Source organism: Paenibacillus sp. NMA1017 (assembly GCF_058895805.1).
Window position 1 is genome coordinate 121,448 of record NZ_JBZXYR010000008.1, and the last position, 17,450, is coordinate 138,897.

Sequence of the window (17,450 nt, forward strand, 5' to 3'; positions counted from 1 at the left end):
CCTACCACTATAAAAACAAAATGCGTTGGTGAGAGAATGGCCATCTTCTCCACCAACGCATGATATAGGTTATCATCGAGTTGTTCAACATGATTACATTACATTAGGTACCGCAAAAGGTTCGGTATGAGCAGTTGGATTTCTCAGGCAATGTAGAGTACATTTCCTGTTCGGTAGAGTAGGCATATGGGTTCGAAAGAACTTCAAGAAGCTGCTCCATCACACGGTAGTCTTCTCGTTCCACCGCAGCTTCCAGTGCTTCTTCTACCCGGTGGTTGCGTGGAATGATTGCAGGATTGCTGCTGCGCATCAGCTGACGCGAGGAGGCTTGTGATTCCTGCTGTCTGTCCAGCCTCGTCTGCCACTGCTCGTGCCACTGGGCAAAGTCCTCAGTGCCGAACAGAACTGTATCCTCCAGCTTGTCCAAAGTTAGGACTCGGAAGGTATTGGTGTAGTCCGCACGATGCTTCTGCATGATATTCAGAAGATCCTCAATAAGAGATTCATCATCCTCCTCTTCGTTAAAGATCCCCAGCTTCGCGCGCATTCCTGCAAGCCAATGATGGTGAAATATTTTTACAAAATCTGAAATTGCATCCTCAGCCAGTGTGACAGCCTGCTCCCTGTTGTCATGCAGCAGTGGCAAGAGCGTCTCAGCAAATCTCGCGAGATTCCACGCAGCAATATGCGGCTGATTGGCATAAGCATAGCGGCCCTGCCTGTCGATGGAGCTGAATACCGTCTCAGGATCATAGGTATCCATAAAAGCGCAAGGACCATAATCAATGGTTTCTCCGCTAAGGGTCATATTGTCGGTGTTCATCACCCCGTGAATAAAACCAACCAGCTGCCATTTGGCAATCAGCTCGGCCTGACGCTTAATCACTTCCTGTAGCAGTAAAAGGTAACGGTTTTCGTCATTGGCAACTTCCGGGTAGTGTCTTTCCAATGTATAATCAGCCAGAGTACGGAGATCTTGGGACGTGCCCCATGCTGAGACGTATTGAAAGGTTCCGACCCGAAGATGACTGGCAGCCACACGGGTCAGAATGGCACCGGGCTGCTCGGTTTCCCGGATGATCGACTCACCCGTGGATACCACCGCCAAGCTGCGGGTGGTAGCAATACCCAGCGCATGCATCGCTTCACTGATGATGTATTCGCGAAGCATCGGACCAAGTGCCGCACGACCGTCACCACCACGGGAGTATGGCGTTCTGCCTGAACCCTTGAGCTGAATATCAACCCGCTCACCCGAGGGAGTGATCTGTTCGCCAAGCAGCAGAGCACGCCCATCTCCTAACATGTTAAAATGCCCGAATTGATGACCTGCGTAAGCTTGAGCAAGAGGTGCGGCTCCATCTGGAACCTGGTTGCCGGCCAGCTCTGCTACGCCAACATTCCTTTGCAGCTCCATGCCGCTCAACCCCAGTGATGTTGCCAAAGGTTGATTAAGTATAATCAGCTTTGGTGAGCGGACAGGAGTTAGGTTGAGCTTTGTAAACAATGATTCCGGCAGACGAGAATAACTGTTGTCGAAATTCCATCCTATTTTATCGGCTATTTCTTTTTTCTCCGTCATAGTGTCTCCTTTTCTGCTGTGTATCTTGGATTTTCCCCTTTTAGTTTTTACTTCTGTCCATTTATTATCCACTTTTCACCATGCTATTGTGCTTTTTAGCTTTTAACATACTTTTTTATTGTAATCGATTATCAAACATTAATTGTATTTGAATGCCGAACGGGTCTTCAATAATACCATAGGCTTGGCTAAACACATTATTAGATAAAGGCACAATAATTTTCACTCGATCATCTGTAATTAAGCTATGATAAAAATGTTTAATTTCTTCTAATTCAGCACTTTGAATACATAATGAAGTGTTATTACCAACTGTATATTTTTCACTGGGATTCATTGTGTCTTCTGCTATCATTATTTTTGTTTTTCCGATTACTAAGACTGAATGAGAAATATAATTTTTATTTTCATCAGTAAGCTGTATGGAGCTGTCACGTTGGGCCATGTCTTGATAGGTAACCAGAAACAATTCCTCTGCGTTGAAGTGTTTTTTGTAAAAATGTATAGCTTCCTTTGCTTTTCCGTTCATGGATAAGAAAATAGCTACTTCCAGTGTTGTACTCATGGTATCAATCTCCTTTTATATATGCTGTTAGTAAGGATTTTTGTAAAATCCTCAGGTAGATATCTTATGAATTTGATATATTCCCTTGAACTTATTATCATATAAAAAGGTATCAAAACGTGACACCTTTATAAGGAGACCTAGATGAAGAAATCGGAAAGATTAAATGACATGATAAGATACTTAAACAGTCGAGAATTCTTTAATTTAAATGATCTAATGGATAAATACCATATTTCAAAAAGTACAGCTCTACGTGATATTAATTCATTAGAACAATTAGGTATGCCTATTTTTTCGGAACATGGCAGACATGGACGATATGGTATCTTAAAAAATAGATTGTTATCCCCCATTATTTTTACGATGGATGAGGTATATGCTCTGTACTTTGCAATGTTGACGTTAGAAGCTTATCAATCTACCCCCTTTCATTTAAGTGTTAATCAACTCAATGAAAAGTTTGAACACTGTCTTTCTAAAATACAAATAAACCAGATTCATAAAATGAAAAAGGTTCTACAATTTGAAATATATCAGCATAATCATGTTAGTCGTTATTTAGATAAAATTCTAACAAGCATTCTTAATGAGAGTACGTGTAAAGTTAAATATGTAAAAAATAATCAGAAAAAAAGTTACTATGTTCAATTTTTCAAAATTTCCGCTAAGTTTGGCCAATGGTATGCTACTGGAATAGAGTTAAAAACGAATAAATATAGAGTTTTCAGATGTGATCGAATAACCTTTATAGAAGAAGAGGAGAACAATTCTCGCTTTTCTATAGATGAACTCCTGAGTCGTTCATTAGAAATGTATCAATCTGAAAAGAGCATTGACTTTGAAGTAGAGATTTTAGAACAAGCCAAGGATATTTTTTATAAAGAACATTATCCTTCTATGAAAATAGAAAATGGTGATAAGACAGTCATTAAGGGATTCTATAATCCAGGAGAAGAAGAATTTATAGCTCATTATTTGATGAGATATGGTCATTATGTACGATCAGTGAAGCCTGAATCTTTAAAACAGATTATTAAAGATAGAGTTGAGCACCTCTTAAACCACTATCAAAAATTATAAGATTATCGAAGGTTTGTTTAAAATTTTCTCTGCATTTTAGCAAGGAAAAGAAGGCTCAAGCTCCTTTTCCTTGCTAACGATGACATTTGAATTATGGCTTCCGTTTGGCGATAACAGCATAGGATACCGTTCTTGTGAACCCAGTTGGATTCCATGCAGTAAAGAACCATCTGTCTTCAGCCGCAGAATAGTTATCGAGAAGAAACCCTTGCTGATTCCCAGAAAAAATCCATGAACCGCTAATCAGATTGTAGTCGTTACCGTTAATCGTAGTGCTTCTAAAGCTATTTGGCGGAATAGTGACCGGAGAGAAAGTGAAACGTGCGAATCCATCCCCAAGTTGAGTTACACGAATGGCTTTTTTAAGATTCATAATCACGTGACTACTTTTTTTCAGTTTTTTCCCCAACTTTGCCTCCGTTTTTTTAATTTTCATTAAGGTGGCCTTTCTCAAAGAAATCATCTCCTTCATTGTTATACCTATAGTTAATGATGGAGTAAATACTTTTGAATGGACAAAATCCCCGGTAAATTGGCTTGATTTTCTGGAGGTGCTGAAACAAAAAGCCCTTCCTTAAAATAAAGGAGGGCTTGATACCGTTACTTCTCATTATTTTCTGTTCCTATACCGATTTTATTAATCGCCAATATGAGTGATCTTGGTGTCATACGGGTCTAATTCTATGGTTTTTTTGCCATAGTCCGTTTCAATCGTCGTTCTTTGAATTTGATCGCTATTGTTGATAACTACCAACATTTTACTTTCTGGATAATAAGCACACTCTGTGTATAGGTTATCTGTAATGTACTTCGTTTCATGTAACTCATTGCCCGCAAAGCGAATTATATTCAGCAACAATCTTGTGTTTTCCCAGCTGAATTCGAATGAAGGAAGGTAAACTCCCTTTCCTTTACCGAAGGCATGCGTAGACAGTGTTATCATACCACTCGTTTCCTCAACTACCGCCGCTGACCCATCGGTAAGATAAATGCTATTCTTTGGCGTTATACTGGCTCCTTCAGGCACCAAACCATGCTCATCGCTAGCCTCGTATGCCCATCTTCCATGACCTACTCTGGAGCCTGTATCCTCATCCAGTCCGAGAACATGCGCCATTCTGAAAAAGCTGTCATGGCCTTCGACCGCAGAGGGCTGGTTGATGCCAATAAAGGTACCACCCTCATAAACCCATTGGGTCAGTAAGTCCACACACTTGTTGTCATTCCAGTACTCTCCACCACTCCATGCTGAACCAGCAGAGCCAGCATTGATCACTACATCACAATCCTGTAGAATTCCCTGACGGATATCTTCAAAATCAATGAACTGCACTTCAATCGGCAATCCGGATAAAGCTTCATTGACATGAATCAAATCATGCATATACGTTTCATGGAAATGGCCGGACAATGTCCACGATCTCCATTTTCCCCAGCTATGCAGAATAGCTACCTTCGTCTTCATGTGATAGGGTTTGCCTTCATGGTGCAGTTCTTTAATTTCTCTGAATTCATTGGCAATCTTTTCGATATAATCACAAAAATCCGGGTAAGGCTCTACAAGATGCAAATATCCGCCCAGTCCAATCCGGTCAATCGGCTCCCGCAGCAAGGCACGCCGGATATTAATCCAATACTTTTTGGCATCCAGTGTGGGGTTTCCCCCTTCCATAAAGGTAGGAAGCCCGCCTAAACCAACCGGAAATAAGTATGGATGCAGCCGAATCTCATGCGTATTCACTTTTACACCTGAACAAAGGCGCGCCTCGTAACCTGAAAACACACATTTGATCAACCCGTCAAATCCAAACTCTTGAAAACGGTCATTGTAAGGCTCCATGCCAACCCAACTGTCATCATAGAAAACATAGGCCAGCTTGTCGTGCCTATGCACAATGTCAATTAATTTCTTGCCAAATTCGATTACAAAATCATTGATAAATGCCATCCAATCCAGCTTGCGCTGCTCAGCCGGGATATGACTGACGCGGTATTTCCCGCCATTCACAAAATCCTCGGCAGTCATCGAATACCCGTATTTCTTGGCAAACAGATCAAGCGCTCTTGAACTTACCGTAAAATCGTATGAACCCCAGTCAGAGAACAGATGGCGATTGCGCTCATTACTGCCCCAGATCCAGGCGAAATTATAAAATAAGGAGGTAAACCGAACAACCGTGGTTTCCTTATGATGGAGACACCAATCTTCCATCCAATCCAACAGATACTTTTGCGTTTCTGCATAGATGGGATCAATCTGCATCAAATGCTCTTTGTCCCAGTGATTCGTGGTGTGATTGTACATGGAAATCTCTTCCCAGATCCGGTAGGCCATAAAGCTTACCGTGTATTTATGCCAAGGAGCAATTCCGGTAATGACCACATTTCCGGATTCCCTTTCATAATTCCACTGTTCTCTTGGAACTTCCTCCCCAGTCGTTCTGTCAAAAACCTGCCAATAGTTTAACGCCTCTTTGGAATCATTCACTTTGAATTGTTCAGCAAAAAAATCCTCCATCAGATAGATGGATACATAATCTTGTACAGCTACCTTCGGATTTGTAATTAAAAAACACTGCTGCAGCTTGTCAAGATGGTGGGACGCCCACTCGTTATGATCTCTAATGATACAGATTGTTGAATAAATGCCGTACCCAGCGTTTATAATCTCATCGGACAATTGCGTGCCGTCACTGTCACGGATGACATCGGCACCCCACCGTTCAGCTAATTTCAGGGTCAGCGCCTCATAACCGGATTCTCCCGGTAGTGTAAAGGCCCCCGTTGTTTGTTTGGACAACTTGGTTCCCTCCTAATTCAACATATCGGATAGAAAAGCCAATGCCAGGCCTTGACCCCAGCCCTGAATCCAGTCTTTTGGAATATTGCGATACCCATCCCGATCTTTCATAACCGCTGTGCCGCCCGACACACCTAGTACCCGTCCGTCCTCGCTAATATGGTTCAAGACGCCCTCCAATGCCTTATGCACGTATTTGGTATGCAGCGGATTGCCGTTATTGATCATGGCCGCCGCGATACCGCAAGATGCAGACACTTCTTCGTAGGACTCCTCGTCATCCAGTACCGTCCGCCACAGGCCGTTCTCCGTTTGAACCCCCTTCAGTGCCGCTAGTTGGTCCCGAAGGGAACACTCTATGTCCATGCACTGCGGATACAAGTACCAGTCTTTCAAATGAATTTTAACTTGAGACATGGTATATGCTCCCCAAGCATTCGCTCTCCCCCAGAAAAATCCGGACATGTGATCCTGCTTGACATTATTGTAGCCATGGTACCAGAAACCGCTACTAGGGTCTTGCAGGTATTTGATATGCCAGTAATATTGGTTTAAGGCGTCCTGGATCATTGCCTCATCCTTTAATTTGGTTCCTACACGGAGCAGAAAAAATGCCGCCATAAACAACGTGTCCGCCCATGCCTGTTCTGGAAAATCATTAGCCACGGATACCGTATGCTGCAAAACATGGTCTCCGAACCTGAGAGCATTGTTTTGGATGTAATCCACCTTGCTCATCACAATATCCCAATATTTTGGGTCTCCTGTTTCTTCATACAATGTGATTAGCATATGACCCATAGCACATGTGTTTACCGTCCAGTGTGGCAGACCCAGCTCGATATATTCATCCGCCCACTGCTTAAGCATATTCAAATAGTCTTTATTTCCTGTTTTTGTATAGGCCGTGGATACACCATAATAAGCCACACCGCAAGGCCAGTCCCACGTCAAATCCATCGCCATTGTTTTTCTGACGACTTTGTCGATAACTTTTGATATCTCTTCCTTGTCATAATTCAATTGAAGCATCTTTATTCCCCTCTCCTAGCGCACACGCCCCCAAAGGCGCTTGAGAGCTGTTCGTCGCCGTTTTGAAAACGCTTTACTTATTCCATTGTACGCAGTAAAATAGTCTCCATCTAAGCATATTCGCAACAAAACTGCGCAATTCCAATCATTTATGTGAGGATTTTGAAAAAATCCAATAAGCGACTTCCAATAAACAATATATAGGTCTAGTTCGTCTATATATTGCACCTTGGAGCGATTGGAATCGAATTTTGCAAAATCCTGATGTATATGTGCTGGTTAAAATCAAAGTCATGGGAGTATTGAATATGCCCAGAAAAAAGAAGCCCATTATAGAATACCGACACTACAGTTTGCCTATAAATTTCCCTGTCTTGCTATTAAGCGGTGAGCGTTGGAAGATTTCAGATATTAAAAGTGAACATCTCCATTTCCATAACCATTTGGAGATTGGTATATGCTATTCAGATAGCGGTATCATGGAGATCAAAGGAGAATCTGTACCCTTTAAAGCCGGAGACGTCACCTTCATCCCCAGGTATCTTCCTCATACCACGTACAGTTCGCCAAATACAGCCAGTCTTTGGTCTTATATCTTTTTTTCGCCAGAGGACCTCTTTCAACATTCATTTAAAAGTGCTTACAGCAACTTCGAGCCAAATTTGTGGGTGGTGAAGGGGAAAAACTGTATATTGAATAAGGAGCAGTATCCCAAGGTGTATACACTTGCGACTTCAATCGTAGAGGAATTAAAACAGCAGAATCCTTACTATCAGGAAAGTGCCTACGGCTTATTGCTATCCCTTTATATAGAACTCCTTAGAATTCATTCCAGGAATGAACTGTTGGCAGATCAAGAAACAGAGCATAGCCTGAAAAGCGATTTTGTCATTTCTCCGGTTCTGGAATACATCACGAAAAACTATATGAACCCCATTACGATGGACTTTTTGGCCGATCTGTGCCATTTAAGTACAACTCATTTCCGAAGAAAATTCCATGAAATTATGGGGACGTCGCCTCTCGATTTCCTAAACAGCACCCGAATCGAAGAGGCCTGCAAACAGTTAAAAAGTACGGAGGATTCTATTCTTTCGATCTCCGAACAAGTCGGTTTTCACTCCATTTCCAGCTTCAACCGATGCTTCTCCAGGCTTATGGGAAAGCCGCCCAAAGAATGGCGTAAAGGGGCGCAATCCGAAGCGCAATCCGCAAAAGCGTCTATACTGGAGTTTACGGGGTGGGTTTAATATCTATTTTACCAAACCGAATCAAGCAGCTCGTCCACTTCTCGCCAAATATCATAGTGGGTGACGTAGGACATTGCGGCAACCAGGAAAGACCCTTGAATAATGATAACCAATCAATTTCATTTTTAATGAAAGAGACATATTTATTATCAGTTCTCTTCCTCCAGTCGAAAATGCTCCGTAAGGCGTTCAATCGTAAACTGGTTTCTCAATTTACAGGCAGAATTCTGATTCGCAAACATCCCTTTCTCCCAGATCGCCTCCTGTTTAGAAACAGTCTTGACCCATTCCACTTGTACAACGTATTCGCATAAATCGGGGTCATCGACATCTGTATCCATTCTTACATGTATATCAGCATCAAGCAGTGGTATATTTACTCCATTTACCATCACTTGAAACTCCTTGATGGGTACCACTTCCTCTTGCACGATTCCGACACCAACATACCCCACTTTAGGAATACATGCAAAAATCCTGGCACCCGGCTTCAGAAGATTCAGCGATCTGCTGTACCATTTTCCTTGGCCAGCCGAAATAAAACCGTATCGTCTGCAATCCTCCCAGTTCCGATAATCACCGTCTCCCAAAGAGATATAAAAATCTTTCCCGTTCCATGGAGCCTTTCCTGTTTTATTTGTCGTCACATTAGATGTTTTAACCTCAACTTTGTTGGGATCAATGAGCCAGTTTCTGGCCAGATATTCATTATCTCCGTCTTTAAAATAATGAAAAAAGAGTGCATTAATCGGGACACCGAAGTTCGTTAAGTAGTTAATGATTCGTTCTGTTGCTGGATCCAGTTCTGCTGACACGATAATCAATTGATGGAGTTCGTTCAAAGTTTCAGGTAAGTCGGTTTGAAAATAGTCTACAAAATCTTGTTCCAATTGCTTTCCCGGATTTCTCTCACTATAGATCTCAATGATATTCGTATAATTCAACTGTTGAACCCACGAGGCATAATCCAGTGTCTGTGCAACTACTTCTCGTGGCGTTTTATTACGTTTTAATTCGATAATGACTAGATTCCCTTCCGAGTTCATTGCAAGGATATCAATGAATTTACCAAAGGCTGTATTGATCTGTCTCCCAATTAACAATAACGAAGGATCGATGATGCTAATATCATGTGTGATAACATCTTCGAGCTTACGTTCGGTCTCCATACTAGAAAAGTGAATTTTCTCGACAGCTCCATTAATCTTCCAAATTCCTAGTTCGATCGGCATTCCAGTTCTCTCCTTGTTTGCTAGTCTAAAGATAATTCTAAAACATCATACATCCTAGTAATCCATGTTTTTCATTTTCTCAGCATCTGGATAGAAAGAATTAATGCTTCCTCACTCCTTAAGCCGGACCCCCAACACCTTACTAGCCAAGTCTACCTGCTCATGATTCAAATCCACTTTAACTGTACCTAAACGTCTCTGCTCGCGCCACTGCACCAGGTCCTCTTCTGTTTCCAATTTGAGTTCAGCAATCTCTGCTGCACGGTCAAACATATATTTAGATGTGTACAACACCGTATAAATCCCTCTCCCTCCAGATACAATCGGCTTGTCCCTCTTCATCCATTTTTCTACCGTAAATTTCACATATAGCTTATCTTCCGTACCTCGCCTGTAAGGACGTTCGGTGATTTCTTTACGCCGCATTACCTTCCAGTCAACCACTTTCCCATACCAATGAATCCCGGTTTCGCCTGTGGATAAAAACTGACTTCGTGACTGATAAAGAGCAACATATTTTATCTGTGTTAATAATTTGTGATCAGAGATATTCTCCAATGGTATATGGTAAAACTCGTATTTTAATGCTAAATCTAACTGCGCCTTTTCCCGCAACGAACCAACCATAATATTTTTGCCGCTCATTTTGTTCTGATAATAACTCTTCGTCCCCCGCGGCCGGGTAGAACGCTCATAGGCTTTCTCAGGACTGTCCATGATAATCTCATCCAAGAAAGCTTCCATCAGCTTTGTTGAGTTCGGTAAAAATGGAAATGCCCCAACATTAATTAACTCAATGCTTTTGTAAAATTTATGTTCTTGAAACCGCTCCTCATCATGATATGGGAACAATACATAAGCACCAAACATGCTTCGTTCCAGCTCCCGGCTATGTGCATCTGTGTACACTATAGCATCCCGATAGCGATGCATCGTGTTGATGTCATCTTCCTCAGGACCCGGCATCTTGTAATTTCTGAAATACGACGTTCCCTCATACCCAGGATTCAAGCGATATTTGGCATCAAAAATATACTTATATTCCACCGCCGCTTCATTTTTCTTCAGTGTAAGAACATTGTCCGGCTGTTGCCCCAGTGTTTGGCTATGATCGCCTTTAGGTAATGTGTTGTAGTAAAGGGTGAATACCTCCCCATTGACCGGGTTTCGATATACCATCTTGGCCTTCTGTGTCCTATCCAGGGTTACAAACAAGCCCCTGCGATCAACCTTAATCATATCTTGGGTGAGAAGCTCATACTTCCGGCTAAGAAGATCATGGATTTTAAGAAAACACCAATATTCATATAGCTGTGCTAAGTCCTTCATGGAAATACGGAAGAGGTCATTTTGAATGGACAAGCCCTTCATAAGCATCAAATAATTCCGGTACACTTCCCGATACCCCGATGCCATTTGTAACACCAAAGAGATCGACAATTGCTTCATTTCGCCAACCTTTAGAAAATCCAGGTTCAATAGACGCTTTATTTGTGTTTGCATAAATTCCAACCGCTTCGCTAGCAAGGGATCTTGTAAGCGACCCTTTTTCATCAAACGTGCTTTTATATCCTTCAACTTGCTCGAAATACGGAGCAGCACCCAACGTACAAAGCGATTCTCCATCGTGTTGTAGCTAATTTGCCGTTTCGTCTCCAATACATGACTTGGGTAATAGCCTTGGTTGTTTAACGGTACAAAGCCAAGCCTCTCATCCGACACTAACAAATGGGGACGTTTAGTTATAAAAGGAACGTTCTCTTTGCCCACCCTCTTCGCTCGGGCAGCTTCTACAATTCGCTCCTCTTTCACTAGCTTAGTATGCGGAGAAGCCTTAATCCGCTCCACAGATTGAACAAGCTGCTCGAACACATGCTGAAGGATGGTAAAAAACTCAGTTAGACTTTGATTACGTGTCTCTCTTAAACCCGTCAAATTGTAGGTTTTTCGCAAAAAGTCAAAGGATAGATTATAAATCTGTTGGTTCACATCTTTCAGGATCATTTGGTAATCATTTTTGTAGTCCATCTTTGCTGGAAATATCTCGAGCTGAAGCTGACAAATCGGCTGCCCATTAAATCTTAGCTCCAAAAGGGATAGTCCGACTTCATTTTGAAAGTTCAGAATACCGGATAAAATCGTTTTACCGAGGGGCTTAATCGCTTGACGCAAGTTTACATTCTCATGGTGAAAGGTTAACGCTATATCCTGCCTTTTCTCAATAATTAGCTCATAAGACTGCGTCTCGAAAAAGATCGGGTAGCTTGGGTCACCTGTTTGCCATGGTGACAATTCGCCTAATTGAGGAGTAAATACAGATACCTTTTCAATAGATAGAACCGTGGACAGAGTAGACACCTGCAGTGAGGTATCCACCCACTTCCCTTCCTCAGTGCGGTGAAGCTGCAAAAACTCCACGGTCGGATGAAACGGCTTGCCTTGAATATATAAATTAAACAGATTCGTCTCGACACGAAGAAGCTCAACGCTCTGACTAAGAGAGCCAATATGAGGTAAATCCATCTTCCTCCAACCTCCGTAACATGAAGGCAATTTTTCTACCAGTTTGAGGATGCCTCGCATCTTCTTCTCCTTGACTGGAGCTCCATTTCTGGTAGAGGCCTGAAGCATCTTCAATAAGATCATTTACTACTAAAGACTTCCCTAGCGCTCCTTGCATCAATTGCAGTAACACCCGTTTCACAGATAAGCTACTACCCTGGACACGCGGAAGTATTTTCTGAAGAAGCTGCAAATCAAACGCCTCATCCTCAGTAAGTAATTGAAACCGTTGATTATATACCATATAAAAACAAATGGAGTCCCTAATCCGAAATCCGACCTGGGCATGAATCTCTTCTAGGATATGGTTGATCTTCACGAGCTTCTCTGTCGTTTTATGTACCAAATCACTATAATCCCTGTACACGTCCACTAACTGTAAATACTCGCTGCGTAAAAATTGATTTTCGGCCACTATCACTTCTTGGTGCTCTACCCGATGATCGTTTGGATACTGCTGTAAATTGATGTAGTTAAATTCAATCGTATTGGCACGATCTAACACTTTTTTGCTAAAAGGATGCGTAGTCTCATCCATATTGACTGTTCCAATCAAATACACGTTATCTGGCAAATATAGATCCCCATAGATCGACTGATCCTCTGACCTTAAGGAATCTCGGTTAATCAGCGTTGAAGTCACAATTTGATTGTTATTCCATTCTTGGGTTTCGATGATACTAAGCAAATCACTAAAATAATACTCCACCCTAGCCAAATTCATCTCATCGAGACAGATAAAATAAGGCTTATGTTGGTTTTCTGGCTGTGAAGCATCCACCAACACTTCCGCTAAACGACCTGGACGAAAAGCTCCTGATAAATCTTTGTAGCCCAAAAGATCGGACGGATCACTCCAATCCGGCCTTACTGGAATCAACGTGAATTGATGGTTACTCCCAGTCGCACCAAGTGCCTCAGCAAATAGCTTAACAAGCTTCGTTTTGCCCGTACCCGATACTCCAGCTAGAATGACGAATGGTTTAGTCTTCAGAGATAAATACAGGTTCTCAATTAGCCCCGTTGGATAATGAAATCCTCTTTGCTCGATATAAGCTTTGATTTGCTCAACTCGCGGCGACACCGTTAATGGATCCAATGGCTCTAGCTCCTCATATTCGAAAGTAGGCTCATTCTCTTCTACTGGCTCTTGTATCAGGCTGTCCACATAAAGCTTATAGTTGTTCATAACATTTTCTAAATCGGCCAATAGTTGATCATCATCTGGGATAGAGTCCCGATCATAACGCACATAAGCAACCGTGGATACTTGATAATCCCGTCCTAAACCGCTTGTTGTCAGGTGGATGTTATCATCCTTTTGCATGCTTTCAAGCGGAAGCTGATCTCGCATTTCGGTGACCTTTTGTTCAAGGTATCGGTAACCCTCTTTTTTGCCACGTTTTGTAGGTTCAGTCACCCCTTGAGCCAATGTAAGATATACACTGCTCATGTCCTCTGAAAATAAATAAACGATATATTCTCCTTGCTGTGTTGTCCTTGTAATTCGCTTATCCATAATCGCAATCCACGGAATGTTAGCCCATCTGCCCTTGCCCACAGACCCTTCGATTTTATTGTTCTCATCAATAAAGGGCAGCTTCCTTAACTGTTCCGGTATAGTTTGTCTAAACAACACACCTAATGGATGATTCGCAAAAGTTTGTGTTTTGGCGTGTAGGTAACTATTTAAAATTTCAGTTAAAGTATTTTGCAGTGAAAAGGCGGCTCCTATCTCGTTAGATGTCGGTTGATTATTGTAGCTGTCTAACTCATTTAGCGCATATGCTTTTAATTCCTGAATTACATTGTCATTAAGCTCATTCGTAATGGATAACTTAAAAGTAATGGCTTGCTGAGCGTTGTTGAATTCAAGTATCGATGATAACGCATCTATCGGTGTTTTAAGCAGTGTCTTCGTCTGGGCTAACGTATAATCATTCCAGCTTGAAGCTTCTCTCTGCGGCGGGGCATCCACTGGGTTCTCTGCAGTGCTATGATGTCGGTAATAAGCCAAAAAACGCTCAGCAATTTTGTTGAGCGGAAATACTAGATTGTGGTTCTCTTCATATTCGTCGATGAGGGACAGAATAAGAACCATCTTATAGGATTTTTGTTTGTTTCGGAAAATGGTAGAAAGCTCGTTGGGTAACATGGTGTTCCTCCAAGAATGTGCATTAACTTTTATTAGATATAATTCGAGAAAAAGTACCTTTATCCTTTCTTTATCGGCATGATAGGGAAAACTTTAAATTCCAGATTAAAGAAGTAACTAAAAAGCAAGACCTTTCCTTTTATGCATATCCTTTGAAACATCTTTCGCATTCAGCATCTTGGGAAGTTACTGCAACCCCAAACGCCGTGGCTGATGCCACCTATAAGATCATTAAAACGGAGTTTTGAACCAGATGAGCTTTCAGAGCCTTCGTCATTTAGATTTGGAATTATACGATTACGTCAACTGGTTCAATAAGCATCGCATTCATGGAACTTTGGGCTATTTGACGCAAATAAACGTCGTCTTTTGTACACTCTATATCAGAGGAACCACTTTTTGAATCTCACCGATTCATTTTTAAACTTTCATCCCATATTAAATATTGAAGTAATGAAGAAGAAAAAAACATACGGTCTCCCAACTTCCGGTCCATATATTTATGCATCCTTTCCCGTAGGAAACTTCTAATGTGAACCATTTTGATATGTAAGCAATCACTTTTGGGATTATCAAGTTTTCTTGTTACTAGCAGCTTGGCTATCTGATAATCTCCAAAACTAACCATAGAGTTATCAAAAATTTCTTGGTAATCTAACTCGTTACTCGTAAATCCAATTCTTTGTACAGACTTATTCACATTATAATCTTGAAAAATTTTATTGGTGTTAAAGTTGAGACCTGTTTTTACTTCGCAAATAATCCCTATTGTTTTCCCTGGCTCGAAGTAAGAAAGTAACAACGGATCCCAATCCTCTAACCTACCGCCTGTTTCTTCATATACATATGGTAATCGAACAGCTAACAAATCTGCGTCGGATGTCCTTCCCTCACTATTTTGATGTAAAACAAAATTATTAATAAGAAAGAAGCCATTTAATCTAAGATACCAATACACCAATTCTTCTCCGAAATTTGCATTCATTTGTTTTCTCCCGCACACTACATTAAAATTGATAGGATTATTAGCCTATGCGTAAATAATATCATTTTAAGGGACTGAAAATCATTAACTTTGATGAAATTTAAAAAGGACTCCTCCTAAGGAATCCCCGGTATCTTCTCGATTATTATTTATGATTATCTTGGTATTTAATAATAAGGTAAGAATAAACTTAATAACTCATTCATCTGGTTATCGTTTCCGTTGTGTTCTTTATAAAAACAACTTAACATACTGCCTAAAGAATAATGAAGAGTTTTTAATCGTTTTCAATTCAATTATTAGTTTAGGAATAACCATTATTGTCCAATACTACGGTAACCTCTTATCATATTACCTTTATTTTCAGGGGGAATCCGGTTTTGGCTAAAGAATACTTTTTCAATAAAAGTTATTTATTTTCATAACGTACTACGCCGTAGTTCATAAAAATACTGCACCATTGGATGCTTTAACTTCATCTTCTCGGTCATGTTTAAAATTCGCTTTTTTCCAACTCGTCTGTCCACTAAAGCTAGAATATTCAATAAGATATCATTACTCTCTAAGCTGTCCTCTATAGAAGTAGTTAAAAACTTATTAGCTACAACATTAAAATTAGACTTGCTTAATGAGGCCTGTGCTGACAAAAGCTCCTTTGCATGCTCTGATATTTTTCTACCTCTTGCAATTACTTGTAGACGATCCTCCGGAACGTTCCCATTAGTATCTTTTCTGACCGTTTCAATTTCTTCATTGCTGATAGGAACTTGGATATCTGGATCATTCTTGATTTCCAACTCCGTCTGATACCATTTGATCGGACTAGTGATATCATTCATATTGAGTATGTTCTTCTTATCTACAGTTATATAACAAATTCCAGACTTATCAGGCAAATAACGGTAACTGGTAGCTCGGTATTCGACCCTTCCGTCTAACGCAGGACAGCGGAAGCTCTCCAGTTGTTGCTTCAATTTACTCCAGGACATATATCCTCCTATGTTTTCAATGCCTACTAACAGCCCGTCTCCCAACTTGGGAATTTAATTTCCACGTTCCTCTACCTCATCATGATCCTTGCTTCCAAACTCATCAAGCAATGTACGCACTTCACTTGTTGATTTGGCGTTCATTAAGCTGTTTCTGAGTTCACTTGCCCCTCGGAATCCACGGACATATATTTTGAAGAAGCGGGCGAGAGGGCTGAACGAACGTGGCTCCTGCGCTGAATAATGATCATGGAGATCTAGATGAAGCCGCAGCAGTTCAAGCAATTCCTCACTGCTGTGTTCCTTCGGCTCCTTCTCAAACGCAAATGGATTCTGGAAAATACCACGCCCAATCATAATGCCATCCACTCCATATTGCTCAGCGAGCTTCAAGCCGGTCTGACGGTCCGGAATATCTCCGTTAATGGTCAGCAGTGTGTCTGGTGCCACCTCATCACGAAGTTTCTTAATCTCCGGAATCAGTTCCCAGTGAGCGTCTACTTTGCTCATTTCCTCTCTTGTCCGCAGATGAATGGACAAATTCACAATGTCTTGTTTTAAAATATGGGTCAACCAGTCGCGCCATTCGTCTACGGTAGTGAAACCGAGCCTTGTTTTTACACTGACGGGCAGTCCCCCGGCTTTGGTGGCCTGAATGATATCCGCTGCGATTTCTGGACGGCAGATCAGACCGCTTCCCTTCCCATTCTCCGCTACATTCGCTACAGGACAACCCATATTAATATCAATGCCTTTAAAGCCTTCTTTCGCCATACCGATGCTCATTTCACGAAAGTATTCCGGCTTATCTCCCCAGATATGGGCCACCATGGGCTGTTCATCCGCTGTAAAAGCCAATCGCCCGCGTACACTTTTATTCCCCTCCGGGTGACAATAACTCTCTGTATTCGCAAACTCCGTAAAAAACACATCCGGTCTGGCTGCTTCACTTACGACATGGCGAAACACAACATCCGTCACATCTTCCATCGGTGCCAGTATAAAAAAGGGTCGTGGCAACTCACGCCAAAAATTATTCGTCATATCAAAAACTCCTCTATAAATACCAGGACAAATCTTTGGTCCCAAAATGGTAAAGCTAACCTGTTCATGTCCTTGCTTCTTCTTCACATATAACATGTTTAAGCAACGTAGTTCAAACGGCAGTATATGTTAAGCATAGACATCTAAATGAGTATATCATACCCAAGAGAG

Annotated in this window: 13 protein-coding genes and 1 pseudogene; 3 read left to right on the forward strand and 11 right to left on the reverse strand. The window is 41.4% G+C overall.

Going from position 1 to position 17,450, the window contains the following annotated elements; genetic code table 11:
- Positions 1 to 103: 103 nt before the first annotated feature.
- On the reverse strand, positions 104 to 1,582 hold the full coding sequence (locus AC5ELV_RS18945) for a protein adenylyltransferase SelO (protein WP_493431413.1): 1,479 nt from the start codon (positions 1,580 to 1,582) through the stop codon (positions 104 to 106).
- 115 nt (positions 1,583 to 1,697) lie between these two features.
- Positions 1,698 to 2,147 carry a VOC family protein gene (locus AC5ELV_RS18950; protein WP_493431414.1) on the reverse strand — a complete coding sequence of 150 codons (450 nt, stop codon included), beginning with the start codon at positions 2,145 to 2,147 and terminating at the stop codon, positions 1,698 to 1,700.
- A 144-nt stretch (positions 2,148 to 2,291) separates the two neighbouring features.
- On the opposite strand from AC5ELV_RS18950, the gene AC5ELV_RS18955 reads away from it, so the two are divergent.
- On the forward strand, positions 2,292 to 3,230 hold the full coding sequence (locus AC5ELV_RS18955; protein WP_493431415.1) for a helix-turn-helix transcriptional regulator: 939 nt from the start codon (positions 2,292 to 2,294) through the stop codon (positions 3,228 to 3,230).
- 91 nt (positions 3,231 to 3,321) lie between these two features.
- Here AC5ELV_RS18955 and AC5ELV_RS18960 read toward each other — a convergent pair whose 3' ends face one another.
- From AC5ELV_RS18960 to AC5ELV_RS18970, 3 genes are all read right to left on the reverse strand, one after another.
- Positions 3,322 to 3,693: a hypothetical protein gene (locus tag AC5ELV_RS18960; protein ID WP_493431482.1), complete on the reverse strand. Its 372-nt coding sequence runs from the start codon at positions 3,691 to 3,693 to the stop codon at positions 3,322 to 3,324.
- Positions 3,694 to 3,867: 174 nt separating this feature from the next.
- Positions 3,868 to 6,030, reverse strand: a complete 2,163-nt coding sequence (gene gnpA / locus AC5ELV_RS18965) for a 1,3-beta-galactosyl-N-acetylhexosamine phosphorylase (RefSeq protein ID WP_493431416.1) — start codon at positions 6,028 to 6,030, stop codon at positions 3,868 to 3,870.
- A gap of 12 nt (positions 6,031 to 6,042) precedes the next feature.
- Positions 6,043 to 7,062, reverse strand: coding sequence for a glycoside hydrolase family 88/105 protein (locus AC5ELV_RS18970; RefSeq protein ID WP_493431417.1), 1,020 nt, complete (start codon positions 7,060 to 7,062; stop codon positions 6,043 to 6,045).
- A gap of 308 nt (positions 7,063 to 7,370) precedes the next feature.
- Here AC5ELV_RS18970 and AC5ELV_RS18975 point away from each other — a divergent pair, with 308 nt between their 5' ends.
- Positions 7,371 to 8,312 carry a helix-turn-helix domain-containing protein gene (locus AC5ELV_RS18975; RefSeq protein ID WP_493431418.1) on the forward strand — a complete coding sequence of 314 codons (942 nt, stop codon included), beginning with the start codon at positions 7,371 to 7,373 and terminating at the stop codon, positions 8,310 to 8,312.
- Positions 8,313 to 8,461: 149 nt separating this feature from the next.
- Here the strand turns inward: AC5ELV_RS18975 and AC5ELV_RS18980 are convergent, their stop codons facing one another.
- From AC5ELV_RS18980 to AC5ELV_RS18990, 3 genes are all read right to left on the reverse strand, one after another.
- Complete coding sequence (locus tag AC5ELV_RS18980) at positions 8,462 to 9,544, reverse strand: endonuclease NucS domain-containing protein (RefSeq protein ID WP_493431419.1); 1,083 nt, start codon at positions 9,542 to 9,544, stop codon at positions 8,462 to 8,464.
- A 111-nt stretch (positions 9,545 to 9,655) separates the two neighbouring features.
- Positions 9,656 to 12,067 (reverse strand): DUF2357 domain-containing protein, encoded by a 2,412-nt coding sequence (locus AC5ELV_RS18985; protein ID WP_493431420.1) that lies wholly within the window; start codon positions 12,065 to 12,067, stop codon positions 9,656 to 9,658.
- Positions 12,039 to 14,261, reverse strand: coding sequence for an MrcB family domain-containing protein (locus AC5ELV_RS18990; RefSeq protein WP_493431421.1), 2,223 nt, complete (start codon positions 14,259 to 14,261; stop codon positions 12,039 to 12,041). Before AC5ELV_RS18990 ends, AC5ELV_RS18985 begins: the two co-directional genes overlap by 29 nt.
- 200 nt (positions 14,262 to 14,461) lie before the next feature.
- Here AC5ELV_RS18990 and AC5ELV_RS18995 point away from each other — a divergent pair.
- Positions 14,462 to 14,664, forward strand: a pseudogene (locus AC5ELV_RS18995) (IS3 family transposase); the annotation flags it as partial.
- Positions 14,665 to 14,667: 3 nt separating this feature from the next.
- Here AC5ELV_RS18995 and AC5ELV_RS19000 read toward each other — a convergent pair.
- From AC5ELV_RS19000 to AC5ELV_RS19010, 3 genes are all read right to left on the reverse strand, one after another.
- Entirely contained in the window at positions 14,668 to 15,246 is a 579-nt protein-coding gene (locus tag AC5ELV_RS19000) for a hypothetical protein (protein WP_025677352.1), read from the reverse strand.
- A gap of 419 nt (positions 15,247 to 15,665) precedes the next feature.
- Positions 15,666 to 16,235: an SF0329 family protein gene (locus tag AC5ELV_RS19005; RefSeq protein WP_493431422.1), complete on the reverse strand. Its 570-nt coding sequence runs from the start codon at positions 16,233 to 16,235 to the stop codon at positions 15,666 to 15,668.
- A 54-nt stretch (positions 16,236 to 16,289) separates the two neighbouring features.
- Positions 16,290 to 17,279 carry a tRNA dihydrouridine synthase gene (locus AC5ELV_RS19010; RefSeq protein ID WP_493431423.1) on the reverse strand — a complete coding sequence of 330 codons (990 nt, stop codon included), beginning with the start codon at positions 17,277 to 17,279 and terminating at the stop codon, positions 16,290 to 16,292.
- Between the last annotated feature and the right edge of the window lie 171 nt (positions 17,280 to 17,450).

Bases quoted from the DNA above. Each gene is read 5' to 3' on its own strand.
- AC5ELV_RS19000 (WP_025677352.1), bottom strand. From the start codon at position 15,246: ATGAATGCAAATTTCGGAGAAGAATTGGTGTATTGGTATCTTAGATTA.
- AC5ELV_RS18980 (WP_493431419.1), bottom strand. From the start codon at position 9,544: ATGCCGATCGAACTAGGAATTTGGAAGATTAATGGAGCTGTCGAGAAA.
- AC5ELV_RS19005 (WP_493431422.1), bottom strand. From the start codon at position 16,235: ATGTCCTGGAGTAAATTGAAGCAACAACTGGAGAGCTTCCGCTGTCCT.
- AC5ELV_RS18985 (WP_493431420.1), bottom strand. From the start codon at position 12,067: ATGGATTTACCTCATATTGGCTCTCTTAGTCAGAGCGTTGAGCTTCTT.
- AC5ELV_RS18975 (WP_493431418.1), top strand. From the start codon at position 7,371: ATGCCCAGAAAAAAGAAGCCCATTATAGAATACCGACACTACAGTTTG.
- AC5ELV_RS18990 (WP_493431421.1), bottom strand. From the start codon at position 14,261: ATGTTACCCAACGAGCTTTCTACCATTTTCCGAAACAAACAAAAATCC.
- AC5ELV_RS18945 (WP_493431413.1), bottom strand. From the start codon at position 1,582: ATGACGGAGAAAAAAGAAATAGCCGATAAAATAGGATGGAATTTCGAC.
- AC5ELV_RS18955 (WP_493431415.1), top strand. From the start codon at position 2,292: ATGAAGAAATCGGAAAGATTAAATGACATGATAAGATACTTAAACAGT.
- AC5ELV_RS19010 (WP_493431423.1), bottom strand. From the start codon at position 17,279: ATGACGAATAATTTTTGGCGTGAGTTGCCACGACCCTTTTTTATACTG.
- AC5ELV_RS18970 (WP_493431417.1), bottom strand. From the start codon at position 7,062: ATGCTTCAATTGAATTATGACAAGGAAGAGATATCAAAAGTTATCGAC.
- AC5ELV_RS18950 (WP_493431414.1), bottom strand. From the start codon at position 2,147: ATGAGTACAACACTGGAAGTAGCTATTTTCTTATCCATGAACGGAAAA.
- AC5ELV_RS18960 (WP_493431482.1), bottom strand. From the start codon at position 3,693: ATGATTTCTTTGAGAAAGGCCACCTTAATGAAAATTAAAAAAACGGAG.